Source organism: Rhodovulum sp. MB263 (assembly GCF_002073975.1).
Lineage (GTDB): Bacteria > Pseudomonadota > Alphaproteobacteria > Rhodobacterales > Rhodobacteraceae > Rhodovulum.
The window spans coordinates 138,013-160,389 of sequence record NZ_CP020385.1 but is presented as its reverse complement, the minus strand read 5'-3'; the positions used below and the strand labels follow the sequence as shown (position 1 = coordinate 160,389).

At 69.1% G+C, this 22,377-nt stretch carries 17 protein-coding genes; 3 read left to right on the top strand and 14 right to left on the bottom strand.

Going from position 1 to position 22,377, the window contains the following annotated elements; genetic code table 11:
* The first annotated feature begins 105 nt into the window (after window positions 1-105).
* The gene (locus tag B5V46_RS18850; protein ID WP_080618229.1) at window positions 106-849 is read left to right on the top strand and encodes a peptidoglycan-binding protein; all 744 of its coding nucleotides are present in this window, start codon (window positions 106-108) and stop codon (window positions 847-849) included.
* The gene (locus B5V46_RS18845; protein WP_080618228.1) at window positions 846-2,618 is read left to right on the top strand and encodes a hypothetical protein; all 1,773 of its coding nucleotides are present in this window, start codon (window positions 846-848) and stop codon (window positions 2,616-2,618) included. Before B5V46_RS18850 ends, B5V46_RS18845 begins: the two co-directional genes overlap by 4 nt.
* A 57-nt stretch (window positions 2,619-2,675) precedes the next feature.
* Here the strand turns inward: B5V46_RS18845 and B5V46_RS18840 are convergent, their stop codons facing one another.
* The 14 genes from B5V46_RS18840 to B5V46_RS18775 all read right to left on the bottom strand — a co-directional run bounded on the left by B5V46_RS18840 (window position 2,676) and on the right by B5V46_RS18775 (window position 20,572).
* Window positions 2,676-3,725 carry a hypothetical protein gene (locus B5V46_RS18840; RefSeq protein WP_080618227.1) on the bottom strand — a complete coding sequence of 350 codons (1,050 nt, stop codon included), beginning with the start codon at window positions 3,723-3,725 and terminating at the stop codon, window positions 2,676-2,678.
* Window positions 3,722-6,415, bottom strand: a complete 2,694-nt coding sequence (tssH, locus tag B5V46_RS18835; RefSeq protein ID WP_080618226.1) for a type VI secretion system ATPase TssH — start codon at window positions 6,413-6,415, stop codon at window positions 3,722-3,724. Before tssH ends, B5V46_RS18840 begins: the two co-directional genes overlap by 4 nt.
* A 29-nt stretch (window positions 6,416-6,444) precedes the next feature.
* On the bottom strand, window positions 6,445-7,503 hold the full coding sequence (gene tssG / locus B5V46_RS18830) for a type VI secretion system baseplate subunit TssG (RefSeq protein WP_196774416.1): 1,059 nt from the start codon (window positions 7,501-7,503) through the stop codon (window positions 6,445-6,447).
* Entirely contained in the window at window positions 7,500-9,428 is a 1,929-nt protein-coding gene (gene tssF, locus B5V46_RS18825) for a type VI secretion system baseplate subunit TssF (protein ID WP_080618224.1), read from the bottom strand. Before tssF ends, tssG begins: the two co-directional genes overlap by 4 nt.
* Complete coding sequence (gene tssE, locus B5V46_RS18820; RefSeq protein WP_080618223.1) at window positions 9,425-10,018, bottom strand: type VI secretion system baseplate subunit TssE; 594 nt, start codon at window positions 10,016-10,018, stop codon at window positions 9,425-9,427. The genes tssF and tssE overlap by 4 nt, the downstream gene beginning before the upstream one ends.
* Window positions 10,019-10,125: 107 nt before the next feature.
* Window positions 10,126-10,623, bottom strand: coding sequence for a type VI secretion system tube protein Hcp (locus B5V46_RS18815; protein ID WP_080618222.1), 498 nt, complete (start codon window positions 10,621-10,623; stop codon window positions 10,126-10,128).
* Between the two features lie 57 nt (window positions 10,624-10,680).
* The gene (tssC, locus tag B5V46_RS18810) at window positions 10,681-12,174 is read right to left on the bottom strand and encodes a type VI secretion system contractile sheath large subunit (RefSeq protein WP_080618221.1); all 1,494 of its coding nucleotides are present in this window, start codon (window positions 12,172-12,174) and stop codon (window positions 10,681-10,683) included.
* A gap of 22 nt (window positions 12,175-12,196) precedes the next feature.
* A complete protein-coding gene (gene tssB, locus B5V46_RS18805) occupies window positions 12,197-12,721 on the bottom strand; it encodes a type VI secretion system contractile sheath small subunit (RefSeq protein WP_080618220.1) in 525 nt (174 codons plus the stop codon).
* Window positions 12,722-12,864: 143 nt separating this feature from the next.
* Window positions 12,865-14,211, bottom strand: coding sequence for an ImpA family type VI secretion system protein (locus tag B5V46_RS18800; RefSeq protein ID WP_080618219.1), 1,347 nt, complete (start codon window positions 14,209-14,211; stop codon window positions 12,865-12,867).
* Window positions 14,212-14,315: 104 nt separating this feature from the next.
* Complete coding sequence (tagH, locus tag B5V46_RS18795; protein WP_080618218.1) at window positions 14,316-15,575, bottom strand: type VI secretion system-associated FHA domain protein TagH; 1,260 nt, start codon at window positions 15,573-15,575, stop codon at window positions 14,316-14,318.
* 75 nt (window positions 15,576-15,650) lie between these two features.
* A complete protein-coding gene (locus tag B5V46_RS18790; protein WP_080618217.1) occupies window positions 15,651-15,905 on the bottom strand; it encodes a PAAR domain-containing protein in 255 nt (84 codons plus the stop codon).
* 46 nt (window positions 15,906-15,951) lie between these two features.
* Complete coding sequence (locus B5V46_RS18785) at window positions 15,952-17,895, bottom strand: type VI secretion system Vgr family protein (protein WP_080618216.1); 1,944 nt, start codon at window positions 17,893-17,895, stop codon at window positions 15,952-15,954.
* Between the two features lie 177 nt (window positions 17,896-18,072).
* Window positions 18,073-19,167: a ParB/RepB/Spo0J family partition protein gene (locus tag B5V46_RS18780; protein ID WP_080618215.1), complete on the bottom strand. Its 1,095-nt coding sequence runs from the start codon at window positions 19,165-19,167 to the stop codon at window positions 18,073-18,075.
* Window position 19,168: 1 nt separating this feature from the next.
* Window positions 19,169-20,572 (bottom strand): AAA family ATPase, encoded by a 1,404-nt coding sequence (locus tag B5V46_RS18775; protein WP_080618214.1) that lies wholly within the window; start codon window positions 20,570-20,572, stop codon window positions 19,169-19,171.
* Between the two features lie 594 nt (window positions 20,573-21,166).
* On the opposite strand from B5V46_RS18775, the gene B5V46_RS18770 reads away from it, so the two are divergent.
* A complete protein-coding gene (locus B5V46_RS18770; protein ID WP_080618213.1) occupies window positions 21,167-22,360 on the top strand; it encodes a replication initiation protein in 1,194 nt (397 codons plus the stop codon).
* Window positions 22,361-22,377: the final 17 nt, after the last annotated feature.

Here is a 22,377-nt window from a genome sequence, read left to right as displayed (position 1 = left end):
CGGCCCTGAGTGATCGGCCGCGCGAAGGCGGCACACGCCCCGGCTGCATCCCGGGCGGAATCGCGCTATGGACGCCACAGCAACGAAGGCAGGACGAGAGCCGGGATGAGGATCGGAGAACATGCCAGGACAGGCTGGCCCGCTGCGGCGGGGCTGGCCCTGTGGCTGTTGCCCGCGATCGCGCTGGCCAGCGAAACCCCGGGCGCGGCCGCCGCCCCGGCAGACAGCGCGCCCGTTCCGCGCCGCGTCGCCCCCGTCCGGCTGGCCCCCGCCGCGCCCGCCGCTCCGGTTCTGAGCGCGCGCCCCGAGACCCCGGCGGTCGAGATCTTCACCCCGCCGCCGCGCGAAAGCCTCGCCGCCCTGCCCCGCGCCGAGGGCCTGCCCGAACCCTCGGTCATCGTCGGGCTGATCGCGCCCGAGGCCGACGATCTGCCGGTCTGGTCGGACCTCGCCACCCGTACCCGGCTGAGGCAGGACGACCCCGAAGCCTTTGCCCGCCTGGTCGCGGCAGGCGCGCTCGATCCGCCCGAGGACGCCCTGCCCCGCGCGATCCAGACCGAGCTGGCGCGGATGAACTGCTATCGCGGCGGCATCGACGGGCTCTGGGGCGAGGGCTCGCGCGCGGCCGTCGCGCGCTATTTCGCCGAACGCGGGCTGGGCCCGGCGCCGGGCGCGCCCTCGCCCGGGCTGTTCCGCCGGATCGTCGCGGCCGAAGACGTGGCCTGTCCCGCCCCGCCCGCGCCCGCGGCCGCGCGCACGGCGACGCCGCGGCGTCAGAGCGCGCCCGAGCCATCCGACGGCCCGCCGCCGCAGATCCGGCTGGCGCCCGCGCTGGGGGTGTTCCGGTGAACCCGCCCGGTTTCGGCGTCGATCCCGCCTTCCGGGCCGCCGCCGCCCGCGCCCGGGCCCGGCGGCGGCGGCGGCTGGTGCGGCCGGTTCTTCTGGGCCTGCTTGCGCTGGGGCTGAGCGCGGCCGGATGGCGGCTGAGCCGCGACGGTCCCGCAACGCCGCCCCCGGCCATCGCGACCGGCGACGATCTCGCCATGGTGCCCGAGGCCGAGCCGGATCCACAAACGCCTGCGCCCCCCGACCCGTCGCTGGCGCTGCGCGGGCTGCCGCGCGATCCGATGGTGCTGCGGCTCTCGGCCGGGCCTTCGGCCCCGGCCCGGACCCTGCCCGGGCCACCGGGCTTTGCGCCGGGGCGCGCGGGCCCGCCCGCCCCCGACCGGCTGACCCTGATCGAGGCCGGGCTTGGCGCGGGCAACGGACCGCGCGCGCTCGATCCGCCCTCGAGCCGCGAGGATCTGGCGCTTTACCAGGCTCGCCGCAGCCGCGCCCTGGCCCGGGCCGGAGGCCTCAGCATCCCGCCCGGCACAACGCCCGGCACTGCACCCGGCGATCTTGCCCTCGGCCTTTTGCCCGAAGCCGCCCGGCAGCCCTTCTTCGCCGACAGCCTGCTCCGGCTCGGCCCCGGCATCGATCTGGCCGCGGCGCTGAGCCGGGCCGGGCTCGGGCCCGAGGCTGGCCGCGCCGCAGCCGGGGCGCTGCCGGCGCTGTCCGGGCAGCCGCTCCTGGCCGCGCTGCGGCTCCGTCCCGGCGGCCCCCGAACCCAGGCCGGGCCCGAAACCGGAGCCGAAACCGGGGCCGAGCTGCTGCAACTGTCGCTTTACGGCGCCGAGGGCTATCTGACGACGCTGGCCCGGCTTGGTGCCGGGCGCTATGCCCGCGCCGCCGATCCCTGGGCCGAGCGCGATCTGGCCGCCGAAAGCCGGGCCGCGCCCACGGCCCCGCCCCGGCTGCTCGATGCGGTCTACAGCGCGGCACTCGGCGCCGGGCTCGGCCCCGACCTGACCGGCGAGATGATCGTGCTGCTGGCGCAGCGGATGGATCTGGGCCGCCCGGCCGCGCCCGAGGACCGGCTGCGGGTGCTTTACGCGACCCGGCCGGGGCCGGGCGGCGCGGCGCGGCTGTTCTATGTCGGGCTTGAAGGGCGCAGCAGCTGCTATGTATTGCCGATGCCAGAAGGCGGCCATGCCTGCGCCGGGGCCGGAACGCTTACCGGAGCCACGGCCGCGATCGACGGCGATGCCGCGGTCGAAACCCTCGTCGCCCGCATCGTCCATGTCGAAAGCGGCGGGCGGTCGGATGCAAAGAACCCCAGATCCAGCGCGCTCGGGCTTGGCCAGTTCATCTCCTCGACCTGGCTTCGGATGATGCGCGAGCACCATCCCGAGCTGACCGCGCGGATGGATCGTGCCGCGCTTCTGGCGCTTCGGACCGATCCGGTCCTGAGCGTCGAGATGGTCTATGCGCTGGCCCGCGAGAATGCCGCCTATCTGGCCGCCCGGGGCCATGGACTGACCCCGGGCCGGCTGTATCTGGCGCATTTCCTCGGCGCCGAGGGCGCCGACCGCGCGCTTTCCGCCGATCCCGGGGCCGGGGTGGCCGAGGTCATGGGCACGGCCGTCGTCGCCGCCAACCCGTTCCTGACCGGCAAGAGCATCGGCGAGCTGCTGGCCTGGGCCGACCGCAAGATGACCGGCACCGCCCCCGCCGTGGTCTCGCCCGAGATCCGCCGCTACCGCGAGACCGTCGACGCGATCCTCGCCACCGGCTGACACCCGGCCGAGACGCTGCCCGAAACGCGACCCGAGGCGCAGTCCGAGATGCGGGGCTCAGAGCCGCCGCATCACCTCGCGCATCACCCAGAGGCTGGCCGTGTCGCGCGCCTGCGACTGCGCCGCACGCGCCGCCGCCACCCGTCCGGTCTGCGCGGCCGCGTCGGCGGCGAACGTGCCGCCCGGGCTGACCTTCAGCGCCTCTTGGGCAAGCTTGCCGCCCATCTCGGACAGGAACGGATAGGCGCGGTTCGACATCTGCCCGCCATGGCTGTCCACCAGCCGGACCGCGCCGCGCAGGCGCTGGCCCATCCAGCGGCTGTTCTCTCGCGCCAGCGCCCCAAGGGCCTGACCGCTGACCTGGTTGATCAGGGCCGCCCGCAGCGCCTGTTCCAGCGTGGCGTCGTTGACATAGATGCCCTCGAAGGTCTCGGCGCCGGTGTCGATCCCGAGGCTCATCGCCGCGGTCATGGTCGGCGTCGCCCCCGCGGCCGTCGCCACCCCGGTGATCTGGCGGGTCCCCAGCGGCAGCAGGAACAGCCCGCCCTTGATCGCCGCCTTCGAGGCCGAGCCGGTATCCTGATAGGTCGCGGTTGCCGACAGCCCCGCCCCCGCACCCGAGGCCACGGCGATGGTGGTGCCGCCGGTCGCGACGGTGGCGATCACGCCTAGCGTCAGCACCGAGGTATCGCGCACCCCCTTGGCCACCTTGATCGCGGTTTCGGCATGGTCGATGGCAACCTGGTTGATGTCCTGGGCCGAGCGGTAGACCGACTGATTGGCGCTCATCAGCCGGTCGGTCTCGCGGCGGATCCCGATCAGATAGGACTGCGCATCATCGACCGCGCCCAGCATCAGGGTGGCGAAGCGGCGGCCCTCGATCTCCTCGATCTCGGTCTTGCGCGCCAGCATCCGGTTGACGTCGGTTTCGACATTGGCCAGCTCGCGCGCAAGATAGAGCTTCTGGATCAGGCTGTCGCGCGAGGTCACGACACGGGTCGTCTCGTTCATCGCCTTGAGTCGGGCATAATGGGCGATCAGGCGCAGGGCGGCCTGCTGGTCATAGCTCCAGCTGACGCCCGCATCGTCGACAAAACATTGGGTCACGCGTTTCCTCCTTCGAAACTGTAGGCCAGTGCGCCGTCTTGCAGCAGGATCTCGACCCGCGCGATGCCCTCGCCTGACACCATCCGCCCCAGCACCTCGCGCGAGAGGTCGGGCAGGATGGTATTGGTGATGATGTTGTCGATCATCCGACCGCCGCTGTCGGGGTCGCGGCACTGATCGACGATATGGTCCATGACGGCGTCGCCATAGACAAGCTCGGCGCCATGGGCGCCCCGCATCCGGGCCTCGACCGCCGCAAGCTTCAGCCGGACGATGGCCGCCAGCCCCTCGGCCGAGAGCGGCAGATAGGGGATCGAGACCACCCGGCCCAGCAGCGCAGGCGGGAAGATCTCGAGCTGGCGCGGCTTCAGCGCCGCCGTGACCTCGTCGAGATCGGGCCGAGTCCGGCCCTCTTCGGCCATCGCCATGATGGTGTCGGTGCCGACATTCGAGGTCAGCAGGATCAGGGTGTTGCGGAAATCGATGCGGCGGCCGTTGCCATCCTCCATCCAGCCCTTGTCGAAGACCTGGAAGAAGATCTCGTGCACATCGGGATGCGCCTTCTCGACCTCGTCGAGCAGCACCACCGAATAGGGCTTGCGGCGCACCGCCTCGGTCAGCCGCCCGCCCTCGCCATAGCCGACATAGCCGGGCGGCGCGCCCTTCAGAAGGCTGACGGTATGGGCCTCCTGGAATTCGGACATGTTGATGGTGATCATGTTCTGCGCGCCGCCATACAGCGCCTCGGCCAGCGCGATGGCGGTCTCGGTCTTGCCAACGCCCGAAGGCCCGCACAGCATGAACACCCCGATCGGTTTCTCGGGATTGGCCAGCCCCGCGCGCGAGGTCTCGATCCGCCGGGCGATGGCGGCCAGGGCATGATCCTGCCCCACCACCCGCTCGCGCAGATGATCCTTCAGGGTCAGGACCGCCTGCAGTTCGTCGCGCACCATCCGGCCGGTCGGGATGCCGGTCCAGTCCGAGATAACCTGGGCCACGGTCTGGGCACCGACATGGGGCTCGACCATCCGGGTCTCGGGATCGCCCGCCTGAAGCGTGGCCAGCCGCTCATGCATCTCGGCCCGCAAGGCGTCGAGATCGAGCGGCGCGTCGTCCTCGCCCACCTCGTCCTCACCGGCCGCGCCCTCACCCGCGCCCGCGATCCGGGCCCGCAGCCCGAGGATCTGCTCGACCAACACCTTCTGCTCGTCATGAAGCTCTTCCAGCCGGACCAGATCCGCGGCGGCTTCGGCGCGTTCGGCCTCCAGCTCGGCGATCCGCTCGCCCGCCTCCTCGCCCAGATCCAGCGCCGCGCGCTTGGCGGCGATCTCGCTGTCGAGCGCGTCGATCCGGGCCTTCAGATCCTCGATCCGCGCGGGCACCGAGGCCTGGCTGACCGCGACCCGCGCCGCCGCCGTGTCCAGCAGCGAGACCGCCTTGTCGGGCAGTTGCCGGGCCGGGATGTAGCGCTGCGACAGCTGCACCGCGGCCACCACCGCCTCATCCGAGATCCGCACGCCGTGATGGGCCTCCATCGGGCCGAGAATGCCGCGCAGCATCGCGCAGCAGGTCCCGACATCGGGCTCGTCGACCGTGACCGGCTGGAAGCGCCGGGTCAGGGCCGGGTCCTTCTCGATATGCTGGCGGTATTCCGACCAGGTGGTCGCGGCGATGGTGCGCAGCGTACCGCGCGCCAGCGCCGGTTTCAGCAGGTTGGCGGCATCGCCCGTGCCCGCCTGCCCGCCCGCGCCGATCAGGGTATGGGCCTCGTCGATGAACAGGATGATCGGCACATCCGAGGCCTGCACCTCGTCGATCACCGATTTCAGCCGCTGCTCGAACTCGCCCCGCATCGAGGCCCCGGCCTGCATCGACTGGATGTCGAGCATGTAAAGCCGCGTGCCCTTCAGCCTGGGCGGCACCTCGCCCGCGGCGAGCTTCTGGGCAAAGCCCTCGACCACGGCCGTCTTGCCGACCCCAGCCTCGCCGGTCAGGATCGGGTTGTTCTGGCGGCGCCGCAGAAGCGCGTCAATCACCTGACGGATCTCGTCGTCGCGGCCGACGACGCGGTCGAGCCGCCCGGCCTCGGCCTCGGCGGTCATGTCCTGCGCGAAGCGGCCCAGAGCCGACTGCCCACCGCCACGCCCGGCCGCCCCCTCGGCGCCCTCGCCGCGCGCGGTCAGCCCCGAGCCATCCATCGGGCGCATGCCCTCTTCCTCGGAGGCGGCCCAGAGGCTGCGCGACTCCTGCCCCAGCCGCTCGACCGGGATCTCGGCGAAAACCTTCGACAGCTGCAGCAGATGGCGCTTGAGCCCCGGATCGTTCAGAAGCGCGGTCAGCACATGGCCGGTCCGGATCTGGGCCTCGCCGAAGAACAGCGTGGCATAGGTCCAGGCATGGTTCAGCGCATCCGACAGCACCTCGGAAATGCCGGGGGTCTCGGTCACGTTCTTCTGCAAGGCGGCCATCGCCCCGTCGAGATCGCGCAGCACCCGGCCGCGGTCGAGCCCCAGCTCGTTCAGCGTGACCGAGATGTCGGCATTCTGGTTCGAGACCGAATGGAACAGCCAGTGGCAAAGATCGACATGGCGGTTCTTCTCGCCCCGGGCATGGCGCATGCCCTGCAGGAAGGCGTCGTATCCGGCACGGTTCATCTTGCCGGCATAGGTCTCGATGGTGATCTCGGTCATGTCTCGTCAGGCTCTTTCGGGTCTTCGTGTCAGGCCGCGACGGCGGCGGGGGCCGCGGCGGCAGGCCGGGCGGCGTCTTCCTCGCGGTTCAGGTCGAACCGCGCGATATGGACCATCTGTTCGGGGTTCTCGGGATCGGGCGCGAGGCAGGCCATCCAGCCCAGCCGGGCCGAGCGGCCCAGCACGGCCGGCACCACCCTGGGCTGCGGCAGCCAGAGCGCGGCCTCGATCTCGAGGCTGTCGCCCAGATACCAGCGGCAGATCTCGGCCAGCTCGCGATTGTCGGGGCCGCCGGGCAGGAAGCGGTCGAAGGCGGCCATGTCGGGCACATGCAGATGCACCCGGATCCGGTCGCTGATCGTGCGCGCCCGCGCACCCAGATGGGCGTCGCGCCCGATGCGCGCCGCCCCCAGCCCCAGCCGGGTCTCGGTCCCGGGCTCGAAGTCGAGCCAGCCCGGCACCATCTCCTCGATCCCGACCCGCGCCCGGCCCTCGAAATGCAGCCCCAGCATCTGGCGCAGGCGGACCGGGCTTTTGACCCGCCCCGCGGCCAGCGGCACCAGCCGGGCCAGCGCGGTATCGGGCAGCCTGCCCCGGTCGCGGAAGGCCGGCGTCGCGGTCCCGGCAAAGGCCAGCAGATAGCCCTGGAAACGGTCGTCGGGATGGTCGAACTGGGTGATCGGGCGGGCATCGGACCAGGCCCGGAAGAACAGCTCCTGAAACCGTTCGGTGAAGATGTCGGTGAAGGCGGTGAAGCTCTCGTCGCCCGCCTCGAACCAGCGCTGGACCTCTTCGGTCCAGGCCAGGGGCAGCGCACCGAAGGCGCCGTAAAAACCCAGGAACTGCGCCCTGTAGGACGGCCGGGCGCGCCCGTCCCGCCCCGCCCGCGACAGATCCGAGGCCGGGAAGGCCAGGAACGGATCCTGCCCCAGCCGGACCACCGCCTCGGCGGCGCGGGCATTGCGCCCGATCCGGGGCGCGTCGGGGGCGGCGCGTTCAAGTGCCCGGAGCGCCGCGAACAGCCCCACCCCCTCGGCCGCTGTCGCCTCGGCCGCGCGTCGGTCGGAAAAGCTCTCGCCCGCCGTCACAGGATCGGCCCGCTGCCCGAGCGCGGCGGCCAGGTCCGGATCGCGCCGCGCTGCACCGAGGCGACGCGGACCTGGGTGAAGCTGTTCACCGCGGCATATTCCGACAGGAAGCGGTCGAGCACCGCGCCGATCAGCATCACGCCCGTGCTCTCGTAATCGCTTTCATCGAAGCTCAGCGAAATCTCGGTGCCGCGCGCCAGGTGATAGCCGTCGGCCATGGCGACCGAGCGCGTCACCGGCCGGGTCTCGACCGAGCGCAGCCCGCGCACCCCGGCCTCGGCCGCGCTGTCCGAGAAATCGGCGAACAGCGCCAGCATCTCGCGCAGCGCCGCCGCGCTGTCGCCGTCCTGTCGCCCGCCCAACCCGAACTGGTTCAGCGACAGATACGAGATCAGCCGCCAGTAGACATCGCCCGCCCCCGCGCGCGGACCCGCGCCCGGATCGGCCCGGCCCAGCGGGTTGCGCGGCGGCGTCGGCCCGGCCCGGCAGGCCAGCGACACGGTGACATCGTCGGTCATGTGGAAATCGCCCTCGCTGCCCGCGATCGGCAGTTCGGCGGGAAGATGCCGGTTGGAACAGAGCGCGCGGACCTGCAGCCGCTGGATATCGTCGCCGCCATCGGGCTCGTAGATCGAGATGAAGGTCTCGGTGCCGCGATAGCGATTGCGCGCCGGGCCGAAGCGAAGCTCGCGCGCGGTCAGGCGCCGGGGCTTGCGCCGCGCGGTGTAGTAAAGCGTCCGGCGCGGATCCTGCCCGCCCTCGGGCAGCGCGTAAAGCGGCTGCACCCGCTCCTTGCTGCGATGGGTGGCGTAATGGGCCTGCACATCGAGAATATCGAGCAGCTCGTAATGGGTCACGGGCGTCGCATTTGGCGTGACCACATATTCATGCTGCTTGCGGTCGATCCGCACGGTCGAGGACATCTCTTCGAACAGGTTCACGGCAGGCGCGCAGTTCAGCGCGATATCGCCCTCGGACAGCCGCTCGGCCAGGCGCGGATCGGCGCGGTCGAATTCGACGATCACCTGAACCTCGGACCCGCGCAGCCGGGGCAGATGCGCGGCCAGCCCGTTGATGCGGAAGCCGAGGAACTTGCGCGGGAAGACGAAATATTCGCGCAGCAGGGCGAAGCCGTCGAACAGCCGCGTGTGATGCGGGAAAAGCCGCTCGTCGGGATCGAAGCCCACCTGTTCCAGACAATCGGGCGGCAGCCGCGCGAAGACCGGATCGCCCTGCGCATCGAGCCAGCGCAGCGAGACCCTGAGGCTGCGCGCGAAGATCTGTTCATACAGCGCCACCGCCTCGGCCATCGGCCCGGTCAGGTGCAGATCGAGCCGGTCGAGCGCCAGCTCGGCAAGCGGCGCCGTGCCGTCGGCCTGCCCCGACGGCGCGATCCGCGCCAGATCGAGCACCAGCCCGGCCCTGGTGCCCTCGGCAATCTCCTGCCCCAGCGCGCCCACCGGCCCCGCGCCCGAGAGATAGCGCAGCCCCGACAGCTTCAGCGGCCAGATCGTCAGCGGCGCCGCCAGCGAGAACCGGCAGGCGATGCGCTTGTCGGCATCGCGAAAGCGCGCATCCATATAGGCGCCGGGCGCGAAGCGCAGCCCCTTGACGATGTCGGAATTCCCGGCCGGAACCGAGGCCTCGACCAGCATCGCCGAGGGCGTGGGCGCCAGCGCATCGGGAAAGACCTGATCCAGCAGCGCCTCGGTGAAGCCGCGGAACTCGTCCTGCAGCTTGAGCTGCACCCGCGCAGCGAGGAAGGCCGAGCCCTCCAGCAGCCCCGCGACGGTGGGGTCGAGATTGTCGGCCATCAGCCCGCCCAGCCGGTCGGCAAGGCCCGGATAGTCGCGGGCGAATTCGGCGGTGCGTTCCTTCAGCAGCGCCAGTTCGCGGTTATAGGTGTCGCGCAGCGCCGGGTTCACGACCGCATCCTCAGGTCCGACATGTCCATCTTGCCCGCGCCCAGATCGACCTCGGCATCGAAGCCCACCGACAGATCGACCGGGTCGCCGGTCAGCTCGCCCTCGACAGTGACCGACAGGCGCTGGCCGCTGTCGCCATTGGCATCGACCACCCGGACCTCGAGCGTACCGGGCAGAAAGCGCGGCTCGTGGCGCAACAGCGACTCGCGGATCGATTCGACGATGGCGGGGCTGTGAAACTCGGCCGGCGAGACCGAGGACAGGTCGCGGAAACCGTAATTCAGGATCGAATTCGCCACATGCGGCGCGTCGCTCAGATCGGTCGCGGCATCGAGCCGGATGGTGTTCAGCAGCGCATCCAGATCGGCCTGCAGATGGGCGCGCAGGATGCTGGCCGAAACCCCCTCGCGGCGCGGCTTCGAGCGGGCCGAGACCTCGGTCTCGCCATTCTCGGCGGGCCGGTTCGCGCGCCGCGCGTCATGTTCCTCATGGGCCGAACGGAAGATCTGGAAGATCGAGATCTTGGCGCGGTCCCGGTCGCGCCAGGCCTCACGGGCCCCGGGCCCGGTCTCCTGCGGAGGTCCGGCCATTGCCTCTCCTGATGCTGGTTGCAAGACCCGGCCCGCGGCCGGTCAGGGAAAAAGGCGGAGGCCGGAAATCCGGCCCCTGCCCATTCTGCGTCCGACGCGTCTTCGCCTCAGGCCGCCCATTCCTTGTTCTCGGCGATCTCCCAGCCGGCGGTGCTTTCGGGACCGGCGCCGCCGGTTTCCTCCTGCATGGTGTAGGTCACCTGGAAGGCACGGAAGTTCAGCGTCAGGGTTTCCTGCACGCGGTCCAGACCGTCCTTCGAGCCGCCGGTGACATAGGAGGTGATCATCACGTCCTTGAGGTCGATCTTGAGATAGTCGACCGGGGCCGAGCCGCCCGACTTGCGCACCACCAGCTGACCGCCGGTGATATGCTCGCCCGAGCAGCAGCGCTTGATCAGGTCATGGGTCGCGGCATCGACATATTTGGTGACGGTGATGTCCTGCACGTCGACCTTGCCGCCGCCGCCGCCGTGACCGATATGGGTCGTGCCGGACTGGCTCAGACCCCAGTTCCAGGACAGCACGTCGATCCAGTCCTTGTGTTTGTCATCCAGGGATTCGCCCTTGATGTTGTTTTCCAGTTTCAGGAAGCAATCGATGGCCATTGCGCGGTACCTCACTCTAATTGCGCGTTCAGGGATGGCGGTCGGGGTCGAGGCCTTTTATTTGCCGATAGGCAGCCTCGACACGAGGCTCATGCCGATATCCATGCCTTCCAGCTGGAAATGCGGCCTGAGATAGAACTTGCCCTGGTAATATCCGGGGTTGAGTTCGTCCTCGATCACTTCGACCTTTGCCCCCGCCAGCGGTTTGCGAGCCTTCTCCATCTCGCTGGCGCTCTCGGGATTGCCCGAGACATACTTGTTGATCCAGGCCTGCAGGTCCTTTTCAAGCTGCAGGCGGTCGGGGCTCTGGCCGATCTTGTCTCGCACCATGACCTTCAGGTAATGGGCAAATCGCGACACTGCGAAAATATAGGGGATGCGCGACGACATGTTGTCCGAGGCGGTCGCCAGGTCGTCGACATATTTCTTGGGACGGTAAAGGGACTGTGCTCCAATGAATGCGGCCTTGTCGGTATGCTGGCGGTGGATCAGCCCGATCAGCCCGGCCTTGGACAGCTCGCCCTCGCGCCGGTCGGTGATCGACACCTCGGTCGGACATTTCATGTCCTTGGCGCCGTCGCCGGTATCGAACAGATGGGTCGGCAGGTTCGCCACCTCGCCACCCGAGGTCACGCCGCGGATCCGCACCGTCCAGCCATATTCCTTGAACGCCCGGTTGATGTTCGCCGCCATCGCATGGGCCGCGTTCATCCAGGCATAGTTCCTGCCGTCATGGCCGTCGGTTTCCTCGACGAAGTTGAACTCCTCGACCACCGAATTCGAGTTCGGCCCATAGGGCTCGCGGGCCAGCACGCGCGGCGCGACCAGCGCCACGAAGCGCGAATTCTCGCTGTCGCGCAGGCTGTTCCACTGCGCATATTCCGGCGTCTCGAAGATCTCGGACAGATCCGGCGGCACCGAGATCTCGTTCCAGCTGTCCAGCCCCAGAAGCTCGGGCGCGGTGCCCGAGATGAAGGGCGCCAGTGAGGCCTCGGAAATCCGGGCCACCGATTGCAGCAGGTTCACGTCGGGCGAGGAATGGTCGAAATAGTAATCGCCCACCAGCGCGCCGAAGGGCTTGCCGCCCAGCGTGCCCAGGTTCTGCTCGTAGATCATCGTGTGCAGGGGCGACTTGTCCCATTTGGCGCCGGGATAGCGCCGCATCATCGCCTGCAGCTCGGATTTCGAGATGTTCAGCACCTTGACCCGCAGCGAGGCGTCGGTCTCGGCATTGTTCAGCGTGTAGGCCAGCCCGCGCCAGGACGATTCGATCTGCTGGAACTCGGCCGCATGCAGGATCTCGTTGACCTGGGCGCTGAGCTTCTCGTCGAGCCGCGCGATCATCGCGTCGAGCGTGTCGATCACGTCCTCGGCGATCAGCTCGCTCGACCCCAGCGCCTCGCGCGCCAGCGCGGTCACCGCATTGTCGACCTCGCGCGCGGCGATGTCGCTGCGCGGCTTGATGGTCTGTTTCAGGATGTCCTGAAATTCCGAAAGCTCGTCGAGCGCGCCAGCGGCTGCGCCCGTCTGCCGTTCTGCATTCTGAGTCATCTACCCCATTCCCCCCGGCAGCTTACGCGTCATCCGACGACGCGTCGTCGCGCGCCGCACTGTCCGCCAGAGCCGCCATCAGCTCGGGATCGGCCAGCAGTCGTTTGATATGTTCCTGGGCGCGGGGCTTGGTGCCCATGTAGCGCTGCAGGTTGGCAAGCTGCTCGCGCGCCTCCAGAAGCTGGCGCAGGGCCGGCACCTGCCGCGCCACCGCCGCCGGTTCCAGATCCTCCATCTTCCCGAACTGGAGGTTCACCGCCAGCTTCTGGCCCGACTCGGGCTCCAGCCGGTTGTCGACGGTGAAGGTGACGCCCGGCGCGACCGAGGCCATGTAATCGTCCAGCGTGTCCTTGGTGACATCGGTGAAGCTGCGATCCTCGACCTCCGGTTTCTCGACCCCCGGATTGTTGCCCGACAGGTCCGACATGACGCCCATCACGAAGGGCAGCTCGACCATCTTCTCGCTATCGTAGGGGTCCTGATACTGGATCTGGACCCGCGGCGGGCGATTGCGCTTGATGAAACCGGAACCGGAGTTCGATGACATTATTTTCCTTCCTTTATCAGTCTCTTGCCGTCATTCGACCGAAGCGCGTCGCCTGTCGTTTGGACCCGTTCCGAGTCGAAGTTGTCAACGCAGAGATGTAGTCTGGCAGAAGATCGGCGGAAATTCGACCATTTGGACATACTCTATCGTCCTCCCTCCGCCGATGGCAGCAAATCCCGAAGGATGGCCGGGAAATCCTTACCCAGATAGGCTTGCGCCCGCTCCAGCAACATGGGTACAGGGCTCGATCGTTCGGTGCGTCGGAAATGGTCCTCGACCGCGCGCAGCGTGCCCTGGGCGGCTTCGGCGCTGTCGATGGACGGCGGTGGCGGGCGCAGGGTCGATTCGGCCCGGGCCGGCGCCGGATCGGCGGGACCGGCCTCCTCGGTCAGGCTGCGCAGCCGCGCGCTGTCCAGCACGAAACCGGTCTCGGGGCCGAAGCCGATCTGCGCCTCGGCCGCGCGGCCGGGCATCAGCACCTCCAGCGCCTCGATCAGCGGCCGCCCGATCAGAAGCCGCGCCTGCGTCACCAGCAGCAGCGCGGGCGACGAGGGTTCGGCGCGGCGGTAATAGGCCTCGCAGGCCTCCAGCAGCCGCCTTGCATGGTCCTGATCGCGCACCTCGGGTGCCCCGGCCGGAAGCTCCCGGGCGCGCGGCGGCACCTGTACGGGCGCGCTGTGCGCCACCGGCTCGGGCGCAGGCGCCTCGGGCATCGGCACCGGGGCGGCCAGATCGGGGCGGACCGAGACGATCGCCTCGCGCATCTCGGCCAGAACGCCCTTCAGCGGGTCCAGATGCGGGGTGAAGGGCGCCTCGGGATCGGTCGCGCAGGCGGCAACGATCCGCGTCACCGCCTCCATCGCCCGGTCGAGCGCGGTGAGGGTCCGCGTCAGCCGCGCCCCGTTGCCCGGATCGGCCAGCACCGCGGTCAGCGAATCGGTCGACAGCCCGCTTTCGCCCTGCAGCGGCGTCGCCTGCCCGGCCGCCACCCGCAGCTTGCGCAGCGTCACCTCGGCGGTTCCGGCCAGCCCGGCCCAGGTCAGCGGCTGGATCACCGTCGCCGGAGCGGCCAGCTCGGCCAGCGCCTCGCGCCGCTCGGCCGGATCGCCCTCGGCCCCGGGATGCACCTCGCGCGGATAGCGTTCCAGCAGCAGCGCCACCGTCTCGAGCGTCTCGGCCACGTCGGGAACCCGCCCCGCCAGCGCCAGCCATTGCACCCGCAGCGCCAGCAGCCGCAGATCGCGACTGCGCCCGAGCAGCGCATCGATCTGGCGCAGCTCCGCGGCCAGATCCAGCGTGCCGGGATCGAAGACCCTGTCGGGCGAGACCGAGCCATCGGGCCGGGTCACCCCCGGACGGGCATAGGCATCGGGAAGACGGCCGAGCGCCGCGAAATAATAGGCGTCGAAATCCGGATCCATCCGCGCATTGAGATCGGGCCCGCAGGGGCCGTCGTCGACCATCGGTTCCGCGAGGGAATCAAGACCCATGAGGCACCCCTTAAAATTTCCGTCGACCGCGCTTTGCGGCCCAAATCCATTGGCAAGACCGTCAGCACAGATATGTAGACGGCCTTGCGCCAGATCAACCTACGCTAATCCGGCATTGCCCCCTGCGCCCGGGCATAGGCCTCGGCAAAGGCATCGAGGAACGCGTCGAGCATGCCATTTTCGCCTTTCCCGGCAAGGGCATCCCAGCGCGCAACATAGCTGTCCCAGGCTCGCGCCTTGCGCGATCCGGCCAGCAGGTTTCCGCCGGTCGCCTCGGCCTCGACCGCCTCGGGTGCCAGGCCGTCCAGAACCGCGGCCAGCGCCGGCTGAAGCGCCGCGAAAATCCCCTGCTGATGGCGGGCAAGATCCGACAGCGCGGTCTCGAACCCCTCGGGCCCGGCCAGAAAGCCGTCGCGCGGCACCAGGAACAGCGCCTCCAGCGCCGCGTCGGTATCGGGCAGGAATTTCATCGGATTGTTGCCGCTGGCGCTGCGCATGGTGCGCTCGCCCGACCGGGTGAACTGCTTGACGCTGGCCCGGTCGCGCAGCATCCGCATCACGCCGCCGGTCGCGACCCGCGCGACCCGGCCCAGATCGCGGGCCAGTGCCTCGGCATCGGCGCCCCTGGCCAGATCCGGGTCAAGCCCCGCGCCCTCGCAGAAGGCCCGCAGGAAGGCCTCTTCGGCACCGGGCCCGGGACTGGCATGGGGCGGCTCGGGATCGCGGCCCGGCGGGTGGAAGGGCTGCGGCTCGGGCGCGACCGGCGGCGTGCCCGAGGGCGGACGCCTCGGGGCCTGCCCTCCGGCGCCTGATACCCCCCCTGCCCCGGCAGGCACGGGGGCAACAGGCGCCGGTGCGACCGGCGCGGCGGGCGCCAGCGACACGAAGCCCTGCAGGCCGTCATCGCGCCCGGACATCCCTGCCCCGCGCCCGCGCCCCTGCACCGGCAGCGCAGACGAAACCGGAGCCGCAGCCAGCGCGCCGAAATCCCAGGGGTCGTCCTCGGCCGGCAGCGCCGCCCCGGCGCCTTCGTTCGCCGCCACGCCCTCGGCCCCGGCCGCGACCGCGATCACATAGGGCCCGACCCGGAACCGGTCGCCCGGCACCAGCGGATGCGGTCCCTGCAACCGGTGGGCATGGCCGTCGAGAAAGGTGCCATTGGTCGAGAGATCGACCAGCCAATAGCGCCCCTCGCTGAATTTCAGGTCGAAATGATGGCCCGAGACATGGCGCGCCGGATCGGGCAGCACCCAGTCCATGCCGCGCCGCCGCCCCACACTGAGATCGCGCCCGTCAAGCCCGATCCAGGCCGGGCCGCCATCGCTCAGCCGGTCGGCATTCTCTATCCGCAAGATCAGCATCATCGGATCTCCAGATAACCCGCCCCCGCCGCTGTTTCCAGAGCCCCCTCCATTCGGTCGCGGCCCCGCGCCCGCCGTTCAGCAGGTCTTCAGCTCCGACCCGGTGGTGATCTGGCCGCCGTGATCGGTGCGCGAGCCGATCCGCGCCACCGCGCGCCCGTCGCAGAAGGCCACGTCCGAACCGTCGACGATGACCGCGCCGCAGCTGATCTTGTCGCCGACCAGCGCCACCGGGCGACCATCGCAGAAGGTCTTGCCCGAGGCGGTCACGATCTGGCCCCTGCCATGCTTCGGACATTCATGCAGATCGCCCAGCCGTGCCACGGGTTTCATCGTCCGGCCCTTTTCATCGCCCTGTCCTCTTCATCCCTCGGCCCTCTCAGGCATCCGCCAGCGGACAATGGCTGACAAAGGGCGTGCCCTCGCCCGCCGCCGCCTTCAGCACCTCGGGGATCGCCGGAACCGCCGCCGCCCCCGGCGAGGCCGCGCCCACATTCAGGACCGGCACCGCATTGACCGCGCCGCCCTCGAGCGTCAGCGCCGCGCCGCCCGCGACCAGCGTGATCTTGGAAGCGTCGATGACAATCTCGCCGCCGGCCTTCAGCGTCAGGTCGCCGCCGGCCCGGACCGCCAGATCGGCCGCCACATCCATGCCGCGCGCCGCCTCGGTCTTCTCGCTGACCGCGCCGGTCACGGTGACGTCCATCCGGCCCTCGACGGTCTCGGTCCGGTTCGCCGCCACCGCCAGCATCGAATCATTCCCGACCGAGACGGTATCGTCGAACTCGACCCGCCGCTGCGCCGAATTCTCGACATGCACATCCAGATCCTTCTGCGCATGCATGTAGATGAACTCTTCGCCGGCCTGATCCTCGAAGGTCAGCTCGTTGAAGCCCTCGCCCTCATGGCTCTTGGTCTTGAAGACCGAGCGCGACTTGTTCTGGGGAAGCGCGGCGGGCGGGGCATTGCGCCCGTTATAGACGCAGCCCGTGACCAGCGGCTTGTCGGGATCGCCATCGAGGAACTCGACCACGACCTCCATGCCGATCCGCGGGATCACCATGCCGCCCCAGCCCGGCCCGGCCCAGCTCTGGCTGACCCGGCAACGCATCGACAGATCCTCGTCGAGATCCCAGTGAAAGCGCACCAGGATCCGGCCATATTCGTCGCAATCGACCTCGCCTTCGCCCGCCACGGTCGCGGTCTGGGGGCCGCGCACATCGGCCCGCGGGGTCTTGCGCTCGGGCATCAGGGGCGCGTCGGCGGGCATCAGCACATATTGCCCGGTATAGGCATAGCCATCGCTGCCCTCGCCGCCCGAGCCGTAATTGTCCGAGGTATAGCTGTGGGTCGCCACCAGACAGAGATACTCCTCGCCGGTGCCGGGCACGTCATCGCCCTCCAGCGTGACCCGCATCCCCGCCGCCAGCGCCGGAATGTCGCCCACCGCCGCAAAGCGGCGGTCCTGGCCGCGCTCGGCCCCCAGCCGCAGCTCGGCCACCTGCTGGCCACGGCCCTGATCAAGGTAATCGCCCGGCCAGTCGAAGCTCTCGATCTGGCCATGCTCGAAACCCGCATCGCCCGTGCGGTCGGTCTCCATCGCCGCGACCGGGGTCTTGAAGTTGTAATCGGTCAGCCGGATCGCGCCGGTCGTGATCCGCCGCGCCGGGCGCCACTCCCAGAAATGCTCGACCTCCTCCTGATGATGCCCGTCGACCGGCCGGAACGGCCGCGCGCCGATCGAGCCATGGGCCTCGGCCATGTCGGTCAGCACCATCTCGTGGCTGCCCGGCGCATGGCGGAAATGATAGGAGATCCCGTGCCGCTCCATCATGCGGCAGGCGAAAGCCAGATCGGTTTCGCCATATTGCACGGTATATTCCAGCTCGGGATAGTCGCCCGACAGCTCGACCGAGAGCCGGCCCGCCGAGGCATAGGCCTCGAGCAGCTCCTCGAGGATCTCGACCACGGTCCTGTTATGGAAGATCCGCTGGTTGCGCCTGAGGCCGGCCAGCCAGAGCCAGGGCCTGAGCCGCAGCCGGTAGCGATGCCCGTTCTCGCCCGCCCCGAGCCAGCGCGCCTCGGTCACCAGCCCGTCGAAGGCGCGGTCCTCGCCGTCATGGGTGACAAGCGACACCGTGGCATGGGTGCCCAGCAAGCTGTCGAAATCGAGATCGGCGCGGGCAGCAAGGCAACCGACCTCGAAATCGAACAACCCGTTGACCCGCTCGCTGCCCTCGACGCGCTGAAGCACCAGCTCGTTCTCGCCCAGGGCGGTCTCGAGCCGCCCCATCCGGGCCTTCTGATCGAAAAACGCAGCCATTCCCGCTCCCACTCGTCTCAACCTGTCCGCGTGCAGAAAGCTATCGTCCCCACGTCCGGGCGCAAGGGCCGGAGGCAGAAAGCCGCCGATGCGGCCTCATCCCCTTCCCGCCTGTCCCACCGGCCCGTCCCACTGGCCCGTCCCACTGGCCCGCGTCCCACCGGCCTGCCCCGGTCCTCAGCCCTCGGGCCGTTCCAGCAGCCGCTCCAGTTCCTCCATCGCCCGCTCGACCAGCTCGCGGTCGACGCCGGTTCCGGCCAGCCGGATATACCAGCCGCGCGCATCCTCCCCGGCCTGCATCCTGAGCCCGCCCGAAATCCGCCGCACCGCCCCCTGGCGTGCCCGCTTCGGCGGCCGCCCGCCCCGGCGCGGATCGGTCGCGGTCTCGACCCGGGCCAGCGCCTCGGCGATGATCTCGGCCTCCTCGGCCGGATCGGAGGGCACCCGCTCGGCCAGCGCCTCGCGCAGCCGCGCCTCGGCCCCGTCGCGCAGGGCCGCCGCCAGCTTCAGCCCGTCCTTCTCGCGCAGAAGATCGGGAAAGCTCAGCATGTCGCCCAGCTCCTCGAAGATCAGCGCGAAGGAGCGGATCTTCGAGCGCTTGGCCTTCGAGGCCATCGGATAAAGCGCGTTGACCGCGGCCTCGGTATTGACGAAGGCGCCCTGCTGCACCGCGATCACCGCAATCCGGCCGCGCTCGAAATGGCTCAGCGTGGCGCGGATCTCGTTTTCCTCGATCATCGCGGCGAAGGTGCCGCCCATCTCCTCGGGATCGCGCAGAACCGCCTTGATGCGGTCATAGCGGCTGTCATTGGTCAGCGCCTTGAGATCGCGGAAGGCCTTGAGGCGGCGATAGCCCGACAGCAGCCCATAGCGGAAGCCGCGGCCATCTGGCGCCATCTCGAACACCTCGACCGGAAGCCGTAACCCGTTCTTTGCAATCGAGGATTTCAGCTCTTCCAGCTCTTCGGCATCCAGCACGACCCGGTCGCGGACCAGGGCATCGGCATCGATCTCGTCCAGCGGCAGCTCGAGCATGACCAGCCCCCGGCCCTCGGCCTCGCGCAGCCGCCGGGCATCTGTCCGGTCGCGCGCGGTATCGGCGCGTTCCTCGGCCGGACGGGGCTCATGGGCGCCCGCGCTCTCGGCCGCGACCTGGGCGATGGGGGCCATCGACCGGGCCGAGCCCCCTGCCCCGGTTTCGCGGCGAAACTCCTCCTCGATCCGGCTCAGTTCCTCGGCCGAGGGCGCTTGCAGCTTGCGGCGTTTGGCCATGTCACTTCTCCTCCGTCGCGGCATCCGCCATCCGGGCATCGCGCCACCAGGTGCCCAGGATCACTTCCTTGACCTCGGCCCAGGTGCGGTCGAAGGTCTCGCGCCCCCGGACATAGGTGTCGCGGTTGAAGTCGCGGTAATCGGTCTCGTAGATCCCCGAGACCTGCTCGCCCGCCTGACCCACCATCGCCGTCAACTCCTGGCGGTAGGTGGTCATGAAGTCGCCGAAATAGGCCTGGATGACATTGGCCAGATCGGTCTGCTGAGCGGCATCGAAGCGGGTCACCAGCGCCCGGACCGCGTCCCATTCGAAGCGGATCTCGGGCAGCCCGTCGGCCCGCCGCGCCCGGTTTTCGCCTTCCTCGATCGAGGCGAAGGTCGAATAGATCATGTCGAAGAACCGCCCCGTCGAATCGAATTCGAGGAAGGAGGCGCCAAGCGGCACCAGCAGGATATCGGCCGCCGACAGCGCGTTGATGGTCAGGTAGCCAAGCGCGGGCGGGGTGTCGAGCAGGACGATGTCATACTCGTCCAGCATGCCGCCCTCCTGCAGCGCGTTCAGAAGCGAATCCCAGAGCGGCCAGGACCGCATCTGCATCCGCCAGACCGGCACCTGGAACTCGGCCCAGTACAGGTTCAGCTGCGCCCCGATCAGGTCGATATTGGGCCAGTGGGTCGGCTGGACCAGGTTTCGCGGCGAAACCTCCAGCGCCGCGGTCAGGGTTTCGTCAAAGCCGAAGGGCGCCTCTCCGGCCGCCTCGCGGACCCGGTTTTCCGCCTGCAGATGCTTGGCATAGTCGCGGGCGAGCATCGGGAAGACGGTCTGCCATTCATCCTCGACCTGCCCGCCCATGATCGAGGTCATCGAGCCCTGGCTGTCGAGATCGATCACCAGCACCCGGTAGCCGTCGAGCGCGGCCGACATCGCCAGATGGGCACAGGTCGAGGTCTTGCCGACGCCGCCCTTGAAATTCGCGACCGCCACGACCTTGGCGGGCAGGCCCTCGGGCCGCCAGGCCTGGTATTCGCGGTCCTTGGCGCCTTCCTCGGCGAAATGCGCCCGCAGCCTGAGCACCTCGTCCAGCGTGTACCATTTGGCGCCGCCTTCGCCTTCGCCCTGGGGCAGGTCGGGATTCTGGCGCAGTACCCGGCGCAGATGGGCCGGGTTGACCGGGATCAGGTAACGGCAGACCTCCCAGGTCGAGAATTTCCTCAGCCGCTTCTTGCCGTCCGGCGCATAGCCGCGCCGGGCAAGGTCGTCGCGACCGCGGGCAGCGAAGGCGGCCGCCTTGGCAAAGCGCGGCGTGTCGATCGGCGCCGAAAGCTTGGCCGCAGCCGCAGCCGGGTCGATGTTGAAATAGGGGGGAAGGTCTGGCTTGCTGGGAGCGCCGGTTTTCTTTGCCATGGTGCCTCTGCATGTTCGCTGTTTTTCGCGATACGCGGCAAACTATGGCACATCCTTGCCCCGTTGGGAATCGGTTGGGCCATTCCTCTTCTGAAAAAGAGGGAAAACCGCAACATCAGCAGGATCGTTTTACGAGTCTTTTCAGGTTTTCTGAATCTTTGTCTCGGATAATTTCCATGAAATCCAATACCTAAGTGGTAGATAGGTGCCCGGATGCAGGCGGATGGGAGGCCGGATGCAGGGCGACAGGCACCTGTTTGCGGGATATCGGGCGCCGATTCGCGGGGAAGGGCCCGCCGCATGACTCGGGGGCCCCTTGTTTGGCCATGTTAGGCTCTGTTTTCCACTGTCGGGCCCCGTCCGGGCGACGGAGCCCGGCGCGGCTTTCCCGCAAACGGGTACCTTCCGACCTCGGCGATGAGCCCAAGGTACCCGTTTGCAGGAAAGGGGTACAGGTGCCAGAGGTGGGCTTGCCTGCGGACACCTTTTGACCGATCATGGCCGCAACCGGGACAGGTCGACGCGAGTCGCGCGATCCCGGAGACAGTGACGAGGCATCCGACGGGGCAGGCGCGCCCCGCGAGCGAGGGCGGGATGGACGACATTCCACGCGACCGGCTGACCGGTCCGCTGCGGCGGGGGGCGGTCAAGAAGCATGTGGCCGCGATCCATGTCTCGGGCAAGCTGACGCTGTTGCAGCGCAAGCTGTCGAATGTGCTGCTTCTGAATGCCTATGACACGCTGATCTCGCAAAGTCGCCACCAGATCGACGCGCGCACGCTGTGCCTGATGATCGGCTACAATTCGAACGACATGGAGACGCTCAAGCAGTCTCTGCGGGGCCTGGCCGAGACCGTGGCCGAATGGGACATGCTTGATGCCGAGGGGCGGCAGGAATGGGGGGTCTCGGCGCTTCTGTCCTATGCCAAGCTCAAGGGCGGGATCTGCGAATATGCCTATTCGCCGGCGCTGGCCGAAAAACTGCACGACCCCAAGGTCTTCGCGCTGATCAACCTGAACATCCAGCGGCGCTTCACCTCGGGCCATGCCCTGGCGCTTTACGAGAATTGCTACCGCTTCATCCGTACCGGCAGCACCGGCTGGTGGTCGCTCGACCTGTTCCGCCGCCTGATGGGGGTGGCCGACAGCCCCTATTACGAGGTGTTCAAGCATCTCAATGCCAAGGTCATCAAGCCGGCCGTGGCCGAGGTGAACAAGACCTCGAACATCGTCGTCACGCCCGAGCTGCGCAAGATGGGCCGGAGCGTGACCGATATCCGCTTCCGCATCGCCGAGAACCCGCAGCTGGCCATTCTCGATCTCGACGATGGCGAGGGGCTGCGGAATTCCGAGGTCTATGCCCGGCTGCGGGCGCTGGGGGTCAGCGACCGGCTGGCGCGGCAATGGATCGCCGAGCACGGGCAGGATTATGTGCGGCGCAAGCTCGACTACGTGGCGGGGCAGGGGGGGGTGAAGAACGCGGTGGGCTATCTCACGGTGGCGCTGCGCGAGGATTACGACGAGCGCGCGCCCGAGCCGGAGGTTTCGCCGCGAAACCCCGGGCCGCCGCGATCCTTCCGGGCCCGGCGGCTCGAGCGGATCCGCGATCTGGCGGCGGCGCGCAAGCCGACCCAGCGCGATGCCGACAAGCGGCTGTTCATGGCCCGGCTCGATGCTGCTGCGCGCGATGATTTCGAGCGTCACGGCTGGATGTCGGCGCTGAATGCCGAGGCCATCGCCGCCTTCTGGGAAGAGCTGCATCCGGGCGCCTTCGACGGGCTCGACTGACGAGATCGACTGCGCCC

Coding starts and splice junctions, on each gene's coding strand:
- B5V46_RS18850 (WP_080618229.1), top strand. CDS start 106: ATGAGGATCGGAGAACATGCCAGGACAGGCTGGCCCGCTGCGGCGGGG.
- tssH (WP_080618226.1), bottom strand. CDS start 6,415: ATGACCGAGATCACCATCGAGACCTATGCCGGCAAGATGAACCGTGCC.
- tssE (WP_080618223.1), bottom strand. CDS start 10,018: ATGGCCGGACCTCCGCAGGAGACCGGGCCCGGGGCCCGTGAGGCCTGG.
- B5V46_RS18815 (WP_080618222.1), bottom strand. CDS start 10,623: ATGGCCATCGATTGCTTCCTGAAACTGGAAAACAACATCAAGGGCGAA.
- tssC (WP_080618221.1), bottom strand. CDS start 12,174: ATGACTCAGAATGCAGAACGGCAGACGGGCGCAGCCGCTGGCGCGCTC.
- tssB (WP_080618220.1), bottom strand. CDS start 12,721: ATGTCATCGAACTCCGGTTCCGGTTTCATCAAGCGCAATCGCCCGCCG.
- B5V46_RS18800 (WP_080618219.1), bottom strand. CDS start 14,211: ATGGGTCTTGATTCCCTCGCGGAACCGATGGTCGACGACGGCCCCTGC.
- tagH (WP_080618218.1), bottom strand. CDS start 15,575: ATGATGCTGATCTTGCGGATAGAGAATGCCGACCGGCTGAGCGATGGC.
- B5V46_RS18790 (WP_080618217.1), bottom strand. CDS start 15,905: ATGAAACCCGTGGCACGGCTGGGCGATCTGCATGAATGTCCGAAGCAT.
- B5V46_RS18785 (WP_080618216.1), bottom strand. CDS start 17,895: ATGGCTGCGTTTTTCGATCAGAAGGCCCGGATGGGGCGGCTCGAGACC.
- B5V46_RS18780 (WP_080618215.1), bottom strand. CDS start 19,167: ATGGCCAAACGCCGCAAGCTGCAAGCGCCCTCGGCCGAGGAACTGAGC.
- B5V46_RS18775 (WP_080618214.1), bottom strand. CDS start 20,572: ATGGCAAAGAAAACCGGCGCTCCCAGCAAGCCAGACCTTCCCCCCTAT.
- B5V46_RS18770 (WP_080618213.1), top strand. CDS start 21,167: ATGGACGACATTCCACGCGACCGGCTGACCGGTCCGCTGCGGCGGGGG.